13 protein-coding genes, 7 tRNA genes and 2 rRNA genes are annotated in these 16,602 nt (G+C 44.1%); 8 read left to right on the top strand and 14 right to left on the bottom strand.

The window, feature by feature from the left end; all coding sequences use genetic code 11:
* The 5 genes from D6774_04250 to D6774_04230 form a co-directional block, all read right to left on the bottom strand.
* Positions 1-2,520: ribosomal RNA gene (locus D6774_04250) — 23S ribosomal RNA — on the bottom strand; the annotation flags it as partial.
* Between the two features lie 126 nt (positions 2,521-2,646).
* A tRNA-Ala gene (locus tag D6774_04245) sits at positions 2,647-2,750 on the bottom strand.
* Positions 2,751-2,844: 94 nt separating this feature from the next.
* A 16S ribosomal RNA gene (locus D6774_04240) occupies positions 2,845-4,320 on the bottom strand.
* A 650-nt stretch (positions 4,321-4,970) separates the two neighbouring features.
* Positions 4,971-6,002, bottom strand: a complete 1,032-nt coding sequence (locus D6774_04235; GenBank protein ID RME77524.1) for a hypothetical protein — start codon at positions 6,000-6,002, stop codon at positions 4,971-4,973.
* Between the two features lie 342 nt (positions 6,003-6,344).
* Positions 6,345-6,419: transfer RNA gene (locus tag D6774_04230), tRNA-Glu, on the bottom strand.
* 54 nt (positions 6,420-6,473) lie between these two features.
* Between D6774_04230 and D6774_04225 the strand changes: the two genes are divergently transcribed.
* Positions 6,474-7,073 (top strand): SufE family protein, encoded by a 600-nt coding sequence (locus D6774_04225; GenBank protein ID RME77523.1) that lies wholly within the window; start codon positions 6,474-6,476, stop codon positions 7,071-7,073.
* 54 nt (positions 7,074-7,127) lie between these two features.
* Here D6774_04225 and D6774_04220 read toward each other — a convergent pair whose 3' ends face one another.
* On the bottom strand, positions 7,128-7,898 hold the full coding sequence (locus D6774_04220; GenBank protein ID RME77522.1) for a ZIP family metal transporter: 771 nt from the start codon (positions 7,896-7,898) through the stop codon (positions 7,128-7,130).
* A 53-nt stretch (positions 7,899-7,951) separates the two neighbouring features.
* Here D6774_04220 and D6774_04215 point away from each other — a divergent pair, with 53 nt between their 5' ends.
* The gene (locus D6774_04215) at positions 7,952-8,332 is read left to right on the top strand and encodes a transcriptional repressor (protein RME77521.1); all 381 of its coding nucleotides are present in this window, start codon (positions 7,952-7,954) and stop codon (positions 8,330-8,332) included.
* Between the two features lie 79 nt (positions 8,333-8,411).
* Here D6774_04215 and D6774_04210 read toward each other — a convergent pair whose 3' ends face one another.
* The 5 genes from D6774_04210 to D6774_04190 form a co-directional block, all read right to left on the bottom strand.
* Positions 8,412-8,843, bottom strand: coding sequence for a hypothetical protein (locus D6774_04210; GenBank protein ID RME77520.1), 432 nt, complete (start codon positions 8,841-8,843; stop codon positions 8,412-8,414).
* A gap of 146 nt (positions 8,844-8,989) precedes the next feature.
* Entirely contained in the window at positions 8,990-9,760 is a 771-nt protein-coding gene (gene xth / locus D6774_04205; protein ID RME77519.1) for an exodeoxyribonuclease III, read from the bottom strand.
* Between the two features lie 513 nt (positions 9,761-10,273).
* Positions 10,274-10,627: a hypothetical protein gene (locus D6774_04200; protein RME77518.1), complete on the bottom strand. Its 354-nt coding sequence runs from the start codon at positions 10,625-10,627 to the stop codon at positions 10,274-10,276.
* A 158-nt stretch (positions 10,628-10,785) separates the two neighbouring features.
* A tRNA-Gly gene (locus tag D6774_04195) sits at positions 10,786-10,856 on the bottom strand.
* 5 nt (positions 10,857-10,861) lie between these two features.
* A tRNA-Val gene (locus D6774_04190) sits at positions 10,862-10,963 on the bottom strand.
* A 72-nt stretch (positions 10,964-11,035) separates the two neighbouring features.
* Between D6774_04190 and D6774_04185 the strand changes: the two genes are divergently transcribed.
* A tRNA-Ile gene (locus D6774_04185) sits at positions 11,036-11,127 on the top strand.
* A 12-nt stretch (positions 11,128-11,139) separates the two neighbouring features.
* Positions 11,140-11,469 carry a GNAT family N-acetyltransferase gene (locus D6774_04180; protein ID RME77517.1) on the top strand — a complete coding sequence of 110 codons (330 nt, stop codon included), beginning with the start codon at positions 11,140-11,142 and terminating at the stop codon, positions 11,467-11,469.
* Here the strand turns inward: D6774_04180 and D6774_04175 are convergent.
* Positions 11,452-12,237 carry a hypothetical protein gene (locus tag D6774_04175; GenBank protein RME77516.1) on the bottom strand — a complete coding sequence of 262 codons (786 nt, stop codon included), beginning with the start codon at positions 12,235-12,237 and terminating at the stop codon, positions 11,452-11,454. The genes D6774_04180 and D6774_04175 overlap by 18 nt on opposite strands.
* A 224-nt stretch (positions 12,238-12,461) precedes the next feature.
* On the opposite strand from D6774_04175, the gene D6774_04170 reads away from it, so the two are divergent.
* The 4 genes from D6774_04170 to D6774_04155 all read left to right on the top strand — a co-directional run bounded on the left by D6774_04170 (position 12,462) and on the right by D6774_04155 (position 14,649).
* A tRNA-Asn gene (locus tag D6774_04170) sits at positions 12,462-12,536 on the top strand.
* A gap of 40 nt (positions 12,537-12,576) precedes the next feature.
* A tRNA-Ile gene (locus D6774_04165) sits at positions 12,577-12,654 on the top strand.
* Positions 12,655-12,687: 33 nt separating this feature from the next.
* Entirely contained in the window at positions 12,688-13,053 is a 366-nt protein-coding gene (locus D6774_04160) for a hypothetical protein (GenBank protein RME77515.1), read from the top strand.
* 42 nt (positions 13,054-13,095) lie between these two features.
* Positions 13,096-14,649 carry a hypothetical protein gene (locus tag D6774_04155; GenBank protein RME77514.1) on the top strand — a complete coding sequence of 518 codons (1,554 nt, stop codon included), beginning with the start codon at positions 13,096-13,098 and terminating at the stop codon, positions 14,647-14,649.
* Between the two features lie 13 nt (positions 14,650-14,662).
* On the opposite strand, the gene D6774_04150 is transcribed toward D6774_04155, so the two are convergent.
* Both D6774_04150 and D6774_04145 read right to left on the bottom strand, forming a co-directional pair.
* Positions 14,663-15,769, bottom strand: a complete 1,107-nt coding sequence (locus D6774_04150) for a ribose-phosphate pyrophosphokinase (protein RME77513.1) — start codon at positions 15,767-15,769, stop codon at positions 14,663-14,665.
* Positions 15,770-15,872: 103 nt separating this feature from the next.
* Positions 15,873-16,602 (bottom strand): rRNA pseudouridine synthase (locus D6774_04145; GenBank protein RME77512.1); only part of this gene is annotated, 730 nt, incomplete at its 5' end.

Below are 16,602 nucleotides of genomic sequence, written 5' to 3'. Positions count from 1 at the left end.
CCAGGATAGGAAGAGCCGACATCGATGTAGCAAGCCGCGCCGTCGATATGAGCTCTCGGGCGCGACAACTCTGTTATCCCCGGAGTAACTTTTCGGTCATTTCAAGGCCCCACCAAGGAGCCATTGAAGTTCGCTAGACCAGACTTTCGTCTTTGGATTTTATACTGTTAAAAATCCAATCAGGCTGGCTTTTGCTCTTGCACTCTACACCGGATTTCTGACCCGGTTGAGCCAACCTTAGGGCACCATTGATACATTTTCAACGGTGTGCCACCCCAGCCAAACTGTCCACCTGCAGATGTCCTCATTTAGAGTGAGTGATGGAAAATGTGAAGAGTGGTGTTACATTGGCGTCTATCTACGAACTGGCGTCCGAAGCATAAGCGACTCCCACTTACCCTATACAACACATTTTTCATCACAACTACAAGCTACAGTAAAGTTTCACGGGGTCTTCACTTCCCACTGGAAATCTCCGGCCTTTGCACCGGAAAAGAGTGTTCGGGGGACTCAGGTTAGGGACAGCGACGATCTCGTTACGCCATTCATGCAGGCCGTCATTCAAACGGCAAGGCATTTCGCTACCTTAAGAGAGTTATAGTTACCCCCGCCGTTTACCCGCTCTTAGCTCCGTTGAACCGGAGTTTGAAGTACGGGCACTGGGCAGACGTCACCTCCTGTACACACCTTCTCAGGCTAGCAGGAAGTTATGTTTTTGTTAAACAGTCGGACCATCCTAGTCACTGCGCCCTACACTCGCCCTCGTACGAACACGAGTGTAGGGACCCCTTCAACCGAAGTTACAGGGCTAGTTTGCTGAATTCCCTTAACCTGATTACACCCTCACGCTTTAGGCTACTCACCTAGGGGCACCTGTGTTGGTTCTGGGTACGATTACTTTTGATCCGCCATGTTTCTTTTTCACGGCATCTAGGAATCAGCGAGACGACAAAGCCGCTATTCTCAGATTTAACCTTATTCTCATCATGACGATACTCCTAAGGCTTATTCTGATTAACGAGGTAGATAACCCCCGCTCGCTTATCCCAAACGGTCAGAAACATGGCTTGTGTTGCCACATGTACAAAAGTAGCACCGGAATCTTAACCGGTTTCCCTTTCCCGCTTAATCACATTACGATCGCGGTTAGGATCGGCTTACCCTTGGCTGATCTGCATTGCCAAGGAACCCTTGCCCTTTCAGCGATGGAGATTCTCACTCCACTTAGATCCTACTACCACCAGGATTTTTATTACTACTCGGTCCACGCAGGCGCGCGCCCACGCTTCTACCCAAGCAGTACACCAACCTACCATACATCTTTGAGATGTTCTTGAGTATCGGTAGCTAACTTAGCCCCGTCCATTTTCAGGGCCGATATTCTTGACAAGTAAGCTGTTACGCACTTATTATAGGGTGGCTGCTTCTAAGCCAACCTCCTCGCTGTCTATGAATACCGACACCCTTCACCCTTTAACACTTAGTTAGCATTTTGGGACCTTAACTCAAGTTTGGGTTGTTCCCCTCTCGCGACTCACCCTTACGACGAGCCGCCGTCTCCCGTCATCTACGACGACAAAGCATTCGGAGTTGGACAAGGAACCGAGGAATTTCTTCCCCTAAATCCCCAATCCGTAGCTCTACAACATTGTCTGTCTCCGACGAGGCTTGACTACGGCCAATTTCGGTTGGAACCAGCTATCACCGCTCTCGATTGGCTTTTCACCCCTAGCCCCAAGTTATAAGAACACTTGTCCGTAGAACCTCTGCGGGCCTCCACCATGTTTTACCATGGCTTCACCCTACTCAGGGCTAGATCGAGCGGCTTCGGGTCTGGTTGACATGACTTCTGGCACTTTCACACCACGTCCCTCGTAAACTGCGGACCTGTTGGTTTCCCTACGGGTACTTCTATGGAATTACCCTTGCCATGTCAACAAACTCCCTGGCACATTATTCAAAACGCACGATGCAACACCGAAGTGCAGCATCCCACTATCGCTATTAGGTTTCAGATTCTTTTCACTCTCTGTTAAGAGTTCTTTTCAGCTTTCCCTCACGGTACTCGTACGCTATCGGACTCCATACGTATTTAGGGTTGGAGGTTGATGCCCCCCACATTCATGCCTGAAATCCAACAGACACTACTCAGGATACTACCAAACCTTTCTTGCCTTCCGATACGGGTCTATCACCCTCTATGGAACTGCTTTCCAACAGATTTCTCGTCGACAAGCGAAGGTCGAAAGGTAGTCCTCAACACCACATCTCTAACGCATTTCTGCGCAGATTCAGTTTGCCCTCTACCGTTTTCGGTCGCTCTTACTCACGGCATCTCAATTGATTTCTCTTCCTGCAGGTACTAAGACGTTTCAATTCCCTGCGTTCCCTATCCCGAAGGATCTAAACGCGAAGTCGCATTCGGAAATCCCTGGTTCAACACCTACGTGTGGCTCGCCAGGGCATATCGTCACTTGTTACGTCCTTCATCGGCGAATGGAGCCAAGCCATCCACCTAATAGCTTCTTTTCTACTCCTATGATTGGCCTCATAAATATGCAAAGATATCTCTTCCGCCGGCCCCGATGACTCCATCGGGAACGGTTAATGCCCTTTGTTGTTTGAATCCCCAAAGGGGAAACGAAGTGGACCCGTGGGGATTTGAACCCCAGGCCCCCGCCTCACTTGAGACGAAGGAATCTTGCTTGTCTGTGCAAGGGCGATGCTCTACCAGACTGAGCTACAGGCCCATGAATAGGAGTGTTTAAGCAACAAAAGCAATCAAAGCTTTTAACAAACGTGTTGTTGAAATTTTTTCTTTTTCTCGATGAGAAATAAAGAAAAAAAGGAGGTGATCCATCCGCAGGTTCCCCTACGGATACCTTGTGACGACTTAACCCTTCTCACTGAGCTTAGGTTCGAATCACCCAAAAAAGGTGAGCCTCCCCTAAACCCTGCTCGAGTGGTTTGACGGGCGGTGTGTGCAAGGAGCAGGGACGTATTCACCGGGCGCTGATAACACCCGATTACTAGGGATTCCGATGTCATGTGGGTGAGTTACAACCCACAATCTAGACTACGATTGGGTTTCGAGGATTAGCGTCTCCTCTCGGAGTAGCAGCCCATTGTCCCAACCATTGTTGCGCGCGTGTAGCCCAGAAGATTCGGGGCATACAGACCTAACGTTGCCTGCACCTTCCTCCTCCTTTCGAAGGCAGTCCCTACAATGTGCCCAATCATCCCGTAGGACTTGCTGGCAATAGTAGGCACAGGTCTCGCTCGTTACCAGACTTAGCTGGACACCTTACGGCACGAGCTGACGTCGGCCATGCACCACCTCTCGGCTCGTCAAGTAAGCCCTTCAGACTGACCGTCATCCTGCCGTCGCTCCTGGTGAGATTCTCTGTGTGGAGTTAAATTAAACCGCACGCCGCACCCCTTGTAGTGCTCCCCCGCCAATTCCTTTAAGTTTCAGCCTTGCGACCATACTTCCCAGGCGGTGAGTTTAACGGCTTCCCTACGATACTGCACACGCTCGTAACGTATGCAACATCTAACTCACAGCGTTTACGGCCAGGACTACTCGGGTATCTAATCCGGTTCGCTCCCCTGGCTTTCGTCCCTCACAGTCGGATCCGTTCTAGTAAGATGCCTTCGCGATCGGTGGTCCTACTGGGATTATAACATTTTACCGCTCCCCCAGCAATACCTCTTACTCCTCCCGGTCCCTAGTCGAGTAGTATCCCTTGCACGCTGACCACTTGAGATGGTCAATTTCACAGGGGACTTTCTCAACCTGCTACGGACGCTTTAGGCCCAATAAAAACGGTCCCCACTCGTGGCGCTGGTGTTACCGCGGCGGCTGGCACCAGTCTTACCCACCACTTATTCTCCAAGATATTTACTCTTGGCAAAAGCCACAGCGTACACTGTAGCACTCAGGGTCCCCTTATCACACTTTCGTGCATTGTAAAGGTTTCGCGCCTGCTGCACCCCGTAGGGCTAGGGACAGTATCTCAGTTCCCTTCTCGGGGCTCCCTCTCTCAAGGCCCCTACGGATCATCGGCTTGGTGGGCCATTACCCCGCCAACAACCTAATCCGCCGCTGTCTCATCCTTAGGCCTTCCGTTTGAGTGATCATGCATTCCAGCGTAGATCACCTATGGAGTTTTAGACTCAGTTTCCCGAGCTTATCCTCCACCCAAGGGCAGATTAACAACGTGTTACTGAGCATTTCGCCGGTGGTCCGAAGACCCCCTGACTTGCATGGCTAAATCGAACCCTGATAGCAGCGACCTCCCGCAGGATCAACGGGAATTCTCGTTTTTTATCCTAGTATGGCCTCAAAATCTGCTGAAACAGTTCGTTCACAAGAAATTAGCTTTGATTAGCTTTCAATTGTGCTCAAACACTCCTATTTCGTGCCCAATGATCTTCATTGAGCATACACGTTTGTTTCGAGCAAAACAACGCTCGTAAGGAGGTGATATACGCTATTTCGCGTGAAATGACTCAAAAAATTTGCCATTTATAAATCTTTGCTTTAGAAGGGCTGAAAAGGCGTTACACTACCATGTCTGCCACACCACCACACCACACGAGCCTCCAACAAGACAACAAGACACCAAAAAAAACACCAAAGAAAAAATAACAGCGAAACAAAAAACGGAATCGAGAACAAACAGAATCGAGGACACAGAAACCTAGCAAACAATCTATTTCTGAGCTCGCTTGCGCTTTTGCTTCTTCATGCGCTTTCTTTGCCACTTCCAGCGCATTTGACCTTTTTTCTTCCAACGTCGTGAACTTCTTTTCATCTACAGCACCATTCCAAAGAAGTCATATATAAAAGATGTGGTTTGGGATGAGAGCTCTGGCACAGCAGTTAAGAAACAGAGCCACGAGAAATAACTCCCAAAATCACCCCCTCATCCTTCAACACAACTCAGGAAGCCACAATTCAAAAAACACTACCTTGGCATCTCAGAGTCTTCTTCGTCTTTTTTTGGCAAATAACCCAAATCTTTGAGTAATTTTTTTTGTACTATGCGTTTATGCTCCTGCGAAAGATGAACATAAGGTATTTTATGCTCTACTTTCTCCCCGCCCTCATTCACAAACACTCCCACAACCAGTTTATCAAACTCAATTTCTGGATGTAATAGACCAAACACTTCAGCCTCATCAGAAGTTCTTGATTCCAAGTCATCCCAACCCCTGTGGCGAATTCTATTTTTCAAAATTTTTTCGAGATCTGCTCTGTGCGGTTTGAGTAGCGGCACTCTTGCAAGTGTTGCAATGCGCTCCATCCATTCTTCATCTTCAGCCATACTTGCATGAATGAAATCTAAAAGCACTTGTTCTGGCAAGAGATACTTCTTAATAGGGCAATCCTCCTCGGACGCCACAATAAGTTTAAGTTCCAAGAGCATGCTGTTCAATGAAAACAAATACTCGTCGAGAACAACTTTATAACCAAGCTCAATTCCTCTTTGTAAGGCTAAATATCTTTGCGCAAAAGCATCTGCAAATTCAGAAGTGGAAAAAATATAATCAAGAACACTTGAATAATCTGATAAGTTTCCTTGTTGTAGCTCAGCGCGCCCTTCTGTTCTCGAATTTTCGGCAGCAGCAGTTGAACACAAATAAGTAACATCACTAGTTTCACTTATTTTCAACAAGACTTGTTCTAATTCTTGACTTGTCCGAGCAACTACCCTTCCTGGAGGCGTCCAAGGAAATTGTGAAGAATCATGTTCATAAAGAGAAGTTCTTTTTGTTTTAGCGTCCTTTTGTTCTTGTACGAGAGGTTCGAGTCTACTTCCTTTTGTACATGCCCCACTAGTTTCTAACTCCTCCCGCACTCCCCTTTCTTGCTGCAAAGAGTCGTATTGAGCATTTGTCGTGCATGACGAATCATACGAGACTGCAGAATTTGATTCCGCTAAGTTGTCTGCAAGAGATTTACCTCCAGTTACATACTTTTTGAGTGCTTTTAACATAAATCTCAAACTCCATGTATTTTTAACTACTGCGTAGTGGTTTATACTACTAAGTAGTATTTAAATGTTTCCTTTTTTCGATTCTTTTCGCCCCATCACAACCACTCGCTTCAACAGGCAACAATAGTCTGCAACAACCCAAACAAAGAGTAAACGCACAACTCACACACCCAAACGTTCAGACAGCAACACTGCCGAGCAACAGACAACAAAAAGAAAGGCAGAACAAAACAACCACCCCGCACAGCAGCTGTGTGCAAGACCCTCCCGGACGAAGGGTTCAAATCAAGAAGGGCAGGGCAAGAAGTTTTTGAAAAAAAACAGAAACAGAAAAACGAAAAATGCTCCCGCCGGGATTTGAACCCGAGTCCTCGGATCGAAAATCCGAGATGATTGGCCGGACTACACCACAGGAGCACTAAAAACCCAGTTAGTCCTACAGGGAAAATTTTTAATTGCTTTAAAAAAGTTGTGGAAACGAACAAAACACAAAACACAAATCACAAGAATAAACAACCCAAAATCAAAAAAGAGCACGATCAAAAAAAGAGCGCAACTTTAAAACAAGAAGAAAAAACAAAGCAAACAAAGCAACGTAAATACCCCAAACCAAGCGTGCCAAGAAATGCATCACCAATGAAGTCACTAAAAGAAGTACAAGAATATCTTGAGGATTTAGCAGAGACTTTCAGACAGCTTAGTGCTGAAGATAAACTGCACCTACTCATCGAACTTGGAAAAGACGCACCAGAGTTCCCTAAGCAATTTGAACTCCCAGAAAACCGAGTTCCTGGTTGCATTAGCGACGCCTATTTTATCGTCAGCGAGCAAGAAGGGACACTCTTCTTTCAAGGTGTTGCAAAAGCTGCAATTTCTCAAGGCTTTGTTGCCATTCTTTTGAACTGTTGTAACGGCCTAAGCAAAGAAGATTTTGAACATATCGATCCTCTTTTCGAGTCGTTCTTACAACAATCTCAAGTGAATGCATCAATGGTTCCTTCACGAGCAAACGCTTTTAGCAATATGTTTACCTTCATGAAAACAATTGCAAAAAAGATCGTAAAACAATAACCCCCTTACGACTGCTCTGCAAAGAGCAAAAACAAAGAGAACAAGAACCCAACATTAGTGTGCGCCTGCAAGGAGCACCATTAAACCCACACCCACCAAGATTGCGATGATGTGCACCACGGTTTCTTTGAACCCGCAATGACGGTGCAGTTCAGGGACAAGATTTGCTGACGCAATGTACAAGAAGGATCCCGCAGCAAAAGGTATGATCATATGTGCAATAGATTCACTTGCGCCCACAACCACAATTCCCACGCCTGCGCCCGCAATTGCAGTAATTGCGGAGAGAAAATTGAAGAAAATCGCTTTCTTTTTTGAAAAACCGCTAAAGAGTAAAATGCCCATATCAGCAAACTCTTGAGGCAACTCATGAAGCGCTACGTTTATGGTAGCAGCAATACCCAAAGGTACGCTTACCAAGTATGCACCCGCGATAACCAAGCCGTCAAGAAAATTATGAATACCATCTCCTATAAGATTAATTGGGGCGAGATGATAACCGTGATGGTGACCACAATCATGCTTCTGGCCCTTCACTTTGTGTTGATGATGGCCATGCACAAATTTTTCGATGATAAAGAAGACAAGGAACCCCGCGATTAGGATGAATGCTTCTTCTTCATGAAATCCTTGCTCAAAAGCCTCAGGTAGAAAGTGCAAGAACACCCCCCCTAGAAGAGTTCCCACCGAGAGTGAGAGTAGTGCCATAAGCCAACTATGTGGCACGTCTTTCTTGAGCAGAAAAGGAATTGCTGCAAGTATTGCAAGTAAAGATACTGCAAGAACCGATACAAAAATATAGATGATTTCTGCTGTTACTGCCATACTCTGATGAGAAACAGCGATTTTATAAACCTTATTGAAAACGATTATCAATAATGAAGTCACGATCAACCAGACAAAAAGAACTACTCAAAAACACAGCACAACAATTCAAACGATTCTTCAGTGCAGAAGACCTACTTGAACAAGCACAGCGAAAAGAACCCAACCTCGGCATCGCCACAGTTTATCGATTTCTCAAAGAACAGGTAGCGCAAGGAAAACTCTACACCTACCAGTGTGATGGAAAATCCATTTACAGCGTTGAGAAGAGAAGTCACTGTCACTTTATCTGTGAGAATACAGGGAAAGTAATTCACTTCGACATTGATAACTTAGACTTCTTAAAAAGTACAAAAAAAGGGAAAAAAACACTTCCCGGAGAAATCACTTCTTTCCAACTCGAAATAAGAGGGATTTGCAATGATTGCAAGTAAAACCCTGCCATCGCCAAGGACCCATCAAAAAAAACTCCCGAAGCACCAAGTTAATTTTCAACCACAAAAGTACTTCCTGCTAATGAATGATCGTCGTATCGGTAACATTTACTGAATACGGTTCCTGAGTTGTCAGAATCACACCTGGTTTGTTAATAATATGCTCATCTAATGATCTGAACAAGTGCTCCTTTACATCAATACATATTTGACGTCTATTATCAAAACCTAGCAAGTCAAGATACGCACTTACAGGACATTGCATAAATTTTGAGCCTTCTACGAAATCAACACTCCACCCATCACGAGCTTGCGAATAAAAGCAAGAAACACCACCAATTGCCGGAAGATCATATATCCGCAAAAGACCGGTTCCCTTTTGAGAATACCTGAAAGGCATCTCAAACGTAAGTCTTTTGATAAACCTATCCAAACACCCATCAACTAGTCCAGGTAATTGTTGCGCTTCTTCAAAAGTTTTTGCTGCGAGTAAAATCTTCTGAGACATCATCAGAAAACAAACAGCCAAGCCTTCTTAAATATTTGTGAGAAAAAAGAATACTCCTAACGAACACCCCTTAGAGAAAACCCACCACGAACAAATCACAAACAAAGTACGAACAAAATACAAACAAAACACAGACCTCTTGAAAAACATCACCTTAATTCTAAAATAATTGGGCAATGATCACTCCCCATCTGATCAGTATCATAATAGCAGTCTTTAACACGTTTAAAGACTTCTTCGTCAGTGAAAAAATAGTCAATACGCCATCCCACGTTGCGCTCTCGCGCCCTGGAAATCAAATGCCACCAAGAATACACCACCTTTTGCGGATAGAGTTTTCTAAACACATCAATCCAACCATGCTCAATAACTTTTGAAACCCATGCCCGCTCCTTAGGGTGAAAGCCAATTTTCCCTTCATTCTCTTTTGGACGCGCAATATCAATTTCCTCATGGGCGCAATTCACATCACCCGCCCAAATGACTTTCTTCCCCCGCGCTCTAAGCTTATCAATAGTTTTCAAAAAATCCTCATAAAACACCAGTTTATCTTCCCATGCTTGCTCACTCTTGCCACCATTAGGAAAATACACTGAAAAAATAGTATAACCCTTCACATCAACACGAATAACTCGCCCCTCATCATCGTCGCGATTATCAATTGCACCTCTGACAAGATGTGCGTGATCAAGACCTCTCTTCACCCAAATTGCAACACCCGAATATCCTTTCTTCTTAGCTGATTGATAAAACTGATCATAATCATCATATTTCTCAATAATGTTTTTTACCTGATCTTCCTGAGACTTTGTTTCCTGAATAAGAAAAATATCAGGGTTATGCTTTTTGATAAACTTCTCAAGCTCCCCCTTCTTTTCAACTGCACGCAAGCCATTAACATTCCATGAAGCAAGTTTCATAACAAAAAAAGAAGTACTTTTGTTTTTAAGCTTAACCATACCAACACTTACAACCACCAGCACACAAACACACATCTCACATCCCGGAGGTTGTAGCAACAACAACCACCCTTGCAAAACTCTTCTCCACCAGATTCATCACGATAGACATAAGTGGTATTATCAACAAGGCGAGGTTGCCATTCTCACAGTATCAGATGGCTTGCAATCATCAAAGGATCTCTGCTCTTGATTAAACCAAAAAATGGAGAAACAAGTACAACAAAAGCACAACAAAAGCACAACAGATCTTCAAAGGTAAACTCGGACAATACACCGCACACCCCATACTCCGTCTAGAACTGCTACTATGGCACTTACCACTTTTTACCTAGACACCTTTAGAATTCTTGAGATTTTCTTTTGGAGGTAAATTGTTTGCAATGTTAAATTTGTGATGAAAGAGAGGGCTTGTTCGCACGGAAAAATCCCAAGACTTTCCAAACCTCACCCCCACAAGTGTAACGAGAAAACCTAACGCACACGCTTTGCGATAGAGATCAATGGTTTTTCGCGTGATATTGTATCTTGCAAAACAGGATTTTTAGGGCGAATCCACGTTTTCTTTCTTGCTTTTACTTCAAATAGTTCTAGCTGTGTGCAACGCATAGAATCAACATCAACATGAAATTTAAACAAATCAATACGCGTCCAATGCTCTTTGAGAAACGCAATCATAACAGGAGGAATAACAAAAGGAAACTCCCGTTCAAGATAACCCTTATTTCCCTTTACCCTGTGAGTATAATAAAGAACATGGTTTGCAAGAACTTCTGCAAGCTCTCCCCTGCAAGAATTGGACAACTCATCAAGAGCATAATTTTTCATGAATTGAAAGAATAAGAGAACTCTTCAAAAACTCTTTGCGAAAAAATGTGTAAAGTTTTCAAGCCGAGTTTCCGAATGTATCCCTTCTGAAGAGTCCGGGCGGGCTCAGACAAATCAAGTGGTTGAAAGAAATGTTAGGGTTCGATAAGGGAGGTCAATGCACCGACCGGGAATCGAACCCGGACCAAAGCCTTGGCAAGGCCCCATTGTACCATTCAACCACCGGTGCGTGGATGAGCCCGCCCGGACTCGAACCGGGGATCAATGCCTTTCTTCAGGGAACTCAAAGCGATCCCCTGTGTAAGGGCACTGTCATAGCCGCTAGACCACGGGCTCAGTAAAGTTTTAAGATAAACTCTTTTCCGATAAGCAGGGTTTATAAAGGTTATTGTAACTCCACCATCTCAAGGGCCCGTAGCTTAGCCTGGCTCGAGCGATGGTCTTATATGGCGTTGGTCGAGGAATACCATTGGTCAGGGGTTCAAATCCCTTCGGGCCCACTTTCCTTCCCAATGGAAATAATTGAAAAAGACGTAGCGGGTTTTGGTATTCGATATTCGGCCCACTCAGAATCTGATGAAATGGGTCATGCCTTTTTGTATGTACTACGCAATGAGTTGCATGAAGAACCCTTTGGATTTATGGAAGACGTATGGGTAGAAGAGCGATTTCGAGGACAGGGTGTGGGCAGTGCACTTGTGAGGAAAGTTATTGAGGGTGCGCAAGAACATAATTGTTACAAACTTGTTTGTGCAAGCAAGTTTTCTGAAGAGCGCGTTCATGCTCTTTATGAGAGATTGGGCTTTTTTAAAAACGGGTTTGAGCTACGCATCGATTTCTAAATCATCCACCTTATCTTCTGTACCCTCAGTAGTTGTTTGAGACAGCTTGACATCGAAATCAGCAAAGGGAGCTTCCTGAAAAAGATCTACCTTTCGCGCATTACTCAAATGAAGAAGAGGTATAAATGTGAGTACTTTGTCCTCTTTTGATTCTGAAGGGATGATTTCTGAGAATTTAAGGGAACGTTGAGTTCCATACAACCGCTCATAGACAAATCTGTAAACATCATCCATAAGCTCTGTAATATCCACTTTTTTCTCAGGGATTTTCACCTCTGGTCCAGAAAGCCTATTGCGCACACGTCTTCGCGTAACGTTGAGTGCTTGAGATAATGCTTCTGTAAGGTCATAAATGGAAACCTTTCTCTTGCGTGGCTGAGGAGTCTTTGGGATAAGGCGCAGTTCTTCCCCATCTAAATTAATGCGAACAGCGCCTGAACCTTCGCCTTGTTCAAATTCACTTTCATCTGTATAGAGTAATTCTTCTTCGTCAACCCCTGCCATAAGTGAATCAAAAGCTGCAAGATCCTCTCCAACAAGCCTAGTTGACTTTATGCGTAGTAGGATTGCAGCTGCAAGTAAGACTTTTCCTGAGACGCGAAGGTCTGCTTTTTTTAGACTCTCAACGGTTTTGATGAATTTTGATGTAAGTTCATTAAGGTTGACGTCCCAAGGGTCCATCTCTTCCGTTTTGATGAGATTAACGAGAATTGACTGCCAGGTAATTTCGTCCTGTTCGAGAAGTACTTCTAACAGTTTGTCTTCCATGACCCTTGTGGAGGGGGCGTTCTTTAAAAATCTACCCAAAAGAGTCCTTTGTGAGATTTTATGAGCAGTTCTGCTCTTTTACGGGACCACACATCAGTAGGTGAATATCAGTCTCGCAAAGTCTTATTTTTAGAACTGGTGACCTTTTTTTAGATAACTGCACGCTCCAGTTACAGCTCTTAACGCAATATTTTTAAATGGCTCTTTGGAAGAGTCCACTTAATGCCTCCGTAGCTTAGTGGTGGAGCGTGCGGCTGTTAACCGCAAGGTCACCAGTTCAAGTCTGGTCGGAGGCGCCACTTATGAGGCCGTGGCTTAGTCTGGACGCACTCCCCATACGTGCGTATGGGTTAGCGAGGCTATTATAGTGCTCGACTGATAATCGAGTGGTCCCGTGTTCAAATCACGGCGGCCTCATTTTTTTATTTCAAATAAGGCCTTGTGATGACGATGACACTTTACGACGTAATACGACGAGTTCAGGAAAAACTGTTTTGCCAAGGAACTATGGCCTTTGATGATCATGGCATTACCTTCTACGCACATAATAGAGAAGAATATGCACGTATTAGTTTAACAGAAGATGGCCTTGAGGGTATGCGCATTGGCGAAGTTCCCCTAGGAAGTTCAGTTCAGAAAATGTATTACCCTTGGCAACCACATGACTTGCTTAAACGAGTCTCAAAAGAGTTGCATTTAGGAGAAACAAAGGTCTTATTGTTTTTACACACAACTTCTCAGGGACGTGAAATTTTTTCTCGGCTTTGCGAACCGTCTTACGTCAAGCAAAAGGAAATCCCTCCCTATTATCCTTAGGATCCCTAAATCATTATAAACTCGCTTTTCTTTTTGCAATCTATGAAAATTGCTAGGCGTACTGCTTCGGATATTATCAATCTTGCACTTGATACGATTGATAGAGGAAAGCAGGCTCTTATTTTTGTAAATACGCGGGCGAGTGCTGAGAAAACTGCAGAAGACATTGCAAAAGCAATTGATTCCATTTCTCTTGATGAGCTTGCACATAAACTGGGTCATGTATTGTCTTCTCCTACGAAGCAGTGTAAGCGTCTTGAAAAATGTGCTCGAAGAGGTGTGGTGTTTCATCATGCAGGTCTTGTTTCTGAGCAGCGTGAATTGATTGAGGATCAGTTTCGTGATGGAGTGATTAGAATTATTTGTTGTACTCCTACGCTTGCTGCGGGTCTTGATCTTCCTGCTTTTAGAGCGATTATTAAGGATCTTAAACGGTTTGGAGGAGGCGGTTCTTGGGGAATGTCGGACATTCCAGTTCTTGAGTATTTGCAGATGGCTGGGCGTGCTGGGCGTCCTGGAAAGGAAGAGTATGGTGAAGCTATTTGTATTGCAAGTGATGAGGCTATGCAAGAGGCGATTTATGAAAAATATGTTTGTGGTGAGCCTGAGGAGATCTACTCTAAGCTTGCTGTTGAGCCAGTTCTTCGTTTTTATGTGTTAAGTCTTGTTGCGACGAGGTTTGTTCGTACTAAGACGGAGTTGTATGATTTTTTTTCGAAGAGTTTTTGGGCGTTTCAATTTCAGGATATGGCAAAGTTGAAGTGGATTATTGATAAGATGATTACGTTGCTTGAGGAGTGGGGTTTTATTGAGTCTACGGAAAACCAAAGGGATTTTGTTGCTGCAAACGAGTTGCAAAGTGGCAGGTTGAGTGCTACGAGGTTAGGTGAACGTGTTGCTCAGTTGTACATTGATCCTTTGACTGCTCATCATCTTGTTGAGTGTTTAGGTAAGGGTTGTGAGAGCGATCTTGGTTATCTTCACATGGTCTCTTCAACGCTTGAGATGCGACCGTATCTTAAAATTGGGAAAAATGAGTGGGATGTGTTAGATGAAGAGTATGTACGGGTTGAGGATGAGCTTATTCTTAAGGCTCCTGCAGTGTATAGTGATGATTATTTTGAGTATATGCAAACGGTGAAAACAGCGTTGTTTTTGAAAGAATGGTGTGATGAAATGCAAGAGGATTATCTTCTTGATAAGTATAAGATTCGTCCAGGAGAAATTCGCGCGAAGATTGATCGTGCGGATTGGTTACTTTACGCTGCGCATGAACTTGCAAAATTGTTAGAGTTGCATCGGTTGATGACACCTCTTGCTAAGCTTCGTGTGCGTGTTAAACATGGTGTTAAGGAAGAGCTTTTGCCTCTTTTACGTCTTAGAGGTGTTGGAAGGGTTCGTGCACGTACTCTTTTTGATGCTGGTTGTGAGTCTCTTGGTGCGCTTAAGAGTTTTGATACGCTTAAGCTTGCTTCACTTGTGGGTAAGAAACTTGCGGTTGATCTCAAATCACAAGTTGGGGTAGATGTTGATCCTTTGACTGTTGAGGATTTTAAGATACAACAGAAGGGTCAGACAAATCTGCATTCATTTTAGGCAGTTCTCTTGTTTATTCTAGAAGTTCAGATATGCTTCTTCTTGCATTGATATGGTAGATGACTTTTGCAATGTATGGTGCTATACTTACTTCTTCCAACCATTCTTTTCTTTGTGCAAGGTCTGCGTGGTAAACAGCATCGGTGGTGATTACTTTTTTGAGCAGTCCTTGTTGGTATGCTTCGCTTATGCGTCTGATTGCGGGGGGAGTTAAGAGGGGGAGGGATGATGCGAAGTAGGTGTCTTGAGCTCCGTTGTCTTTTAGTGTTTGGAGTGCTTTTATGAGGGTTCCTCCTGTTGCTATCATATCGTCTATGATGAGGACGTTTTTGTCTTTGACGTCTCCGTTAAGGCGCATTTGTTCTACCACGCTTGCTGATGAGTAGTCTCTTTGTTTGTAAATGTTTGCAAGAGGTACTTCTAGACGTTGGGCGTAGTGTTGTGCGCGTGGCATGCCTCCTGCATCAGGCGCTACTACAACGAGATTATCTAGAGATAGTGTGCGAATGTGATCTATGAGTGTGCGTGATGCATACAGGTTTTCTACAGGTATGCTTCCAAAGAACCCTGCTATTGCTCTGTTGTGTATGTCAAGGGTGATGACGCGGTCCGCTCCGCTGTTCATGATTTCTTTTGCTACTTTTTCTGCGGTGATTCCTTCTCTGGATATTGCTTTATCTTGTCTTGCGTAAGGAAATGCGGGAAGAACTGCAGTGACGTAGTTTGCATCTGCTCTTTTTGCTGCATCGATTGCAGTGGTGAGTGCGCGCAGGTTCTCATCAACGCTGAATTTGATGAAGTGGTCTGCGGGCTGTTTGCTTACGTCAGTAATTACTTTTTTTCGCGAGTATGCTCTTTCATCTTCATTTGGCGGTTTAATCTCCCACCCGCAACAAGAATTTTCGCAGTCTTGTATGACGTAGATGTCTTGTCCTCGTATGGATTCTTGTATTTCTACTTTTACTTCCGTGTTAGGAAAATGTGTTTCATTTATGGTTCGCAGAAATGTTGTGTCTTGTACTGCCCATCCTAGTTTGTCAAGAAGGGTTTGGTTTATTTTCTGCGCGAGAGGTTCTCCTGCAAGACAGGCTATAATTCCTAGTGCACCTCTTTCGCTCATGTTAGATTTCGTGTATTGATGGTATTTTAATCTTGCTACTACTCAGTAAGATTATTTGGCGCGTTTGAGAAGCTAAGACGTGGCAGAAGAGGGATTGCAAATATTATTTTTGAAAGTATTGGATTTCTTCTTTGGTGAGTTTTCTCATTTTTCCTGGGGGAAGGTTTGCAAGTTTGATAGGTCCTATTTGGATGCGGACAAGTTGTTTTATTCCTACGCCTAGAATTTCCATCATTTTTCGAATGATGCGATTTCTTCCTTCGTGGATGGTGATGTCAAGAATGTTGTTGTGAGCGGTGAGGGCTTTTGCGTGTGCTTGTACTTTTCTTCCTTCTACGATGAGTCCTGTGTTGAGTTTTTTAATCTGCCCTTCTGTTACGGGTTTGTCAGTGTAGACGCGGTATGTTTTTTTTATTTCGTAGCGTGGGTGAGCTACTCTGTTTGCAAATGTTCCGTCGCTGGTGAGGATGAGTGCGCCTTCGGTCATGTAGTCAAGTCTACCAACTGGTTTGAGTCTGTTATGACCTTTGAGGTATTCTTTGATTGTTTTCTTTTTTGACGGATCGCTGAGTGTGGTGAGGCAACGTACCGGTTTGTGGAAGAGGTAGTATTCGTGACGCTCGGATTTTATGCGCTTTCCATCAACGGTGATGGTATCTTTGAAGGCATCTGCTTTATCTCCCAGGGTTATTTTTTTTCCATTAACTTTGACTTTGCCTTGTTCTATGAGCTCCTCAGCCTTTCGCCTACTGCAAAACCCTGCATTTGCTATTATTTTTTGGACTCGTTCTTGCATGAAACGCAAGAAGAAAAGTCGAGTATAAAAGGCTATG

This window comes from Candidatus Woesearchaeota archaeon (assembly GCA_003695435.1).
Lineage (GTDB): Archaea > Nanobdellota > Nanobdellia > Woesearchaeales > UBA11576 > J101.
Note: the sequence above shows the minus strand (reverse complement) of the source record. Positions and strands in the feature narration are given on the sequence as shown.

Bases quoted from the DNA above. Each gene is read 5' to 3' on its own strand.
- D6774_04235 (RME77524.1), bottom strand. From the start codon at position 6,002: ATGTTAAAAGCACTCAAAAAGTATGTAACTGGAGGTAAATCTCTTGCA.
- D6774_04220 (RME77522.1), bottom strand. From the start codon at position 7,898: ATGGCAGTAACAGCAGAAATCATCTATATTTTTGTATCGGTTCTTGCA.
- D6774_04215 (RME77521.1), top strand. From the start codon at position 7,952: ATGAAGTCACGATCAACCAGACAAAAAGAACTACTCAAAAACACAGCA.
- D6774_04210 (RME77520.1), bottom strand. From the start codon at position 8,843: ATGATGTCTCAGAAGATTTTACTCGCAGCAAAAACTTTTGAAGAAGCG.
- xth (RME77519.1), bottom strand. From the start codon at position 9,760: ATGAAACTTGCTTCATGGAATGTTAATGGCTTGCGTGCAGTTGAAAAG.
- D6774_04200 (RME77518.1), bottom strand. From the start codon at position 10,627: ATGAAAAATTATGCTCTTGATGAGTTGTCCAATTCTTGCAGGGGAGAG.
- D6774_04180 (RME77517.1), top strand. From the start codon at position 11,140: ATGGAAATAATTGAAAAAGACGTAGCGGGTTTTGGTATTCGATATTCG.
- D6774_04175 (RME77516.1), bottom strand. From the start codon at position 12,237: ATGGAAGACAAACTGTTAGAAGTACTTCTCGAACAGGACGAAATTACC.
- D6774_04160 (RME77515.1), top strand. From the start codon at position 12,688: ATGACACTTTACGACGTAATACGACGAGTTCAGGAAAAACTGTTTTGC.
- D6774_04155 (RME77514.1), top strand. From the start codon at position 13,096: ATGAAAATTGCTAGGCGTACTGCTTCGGATATTATCAATCTTGCACTT.
- D6774_04150 (RME77513.1), bottom strand. From the start codon at position 15,769: ATGAGCGAAAGAGGTGCACTAGGAATTATAGCCTGTCTTGCAGGAGAA.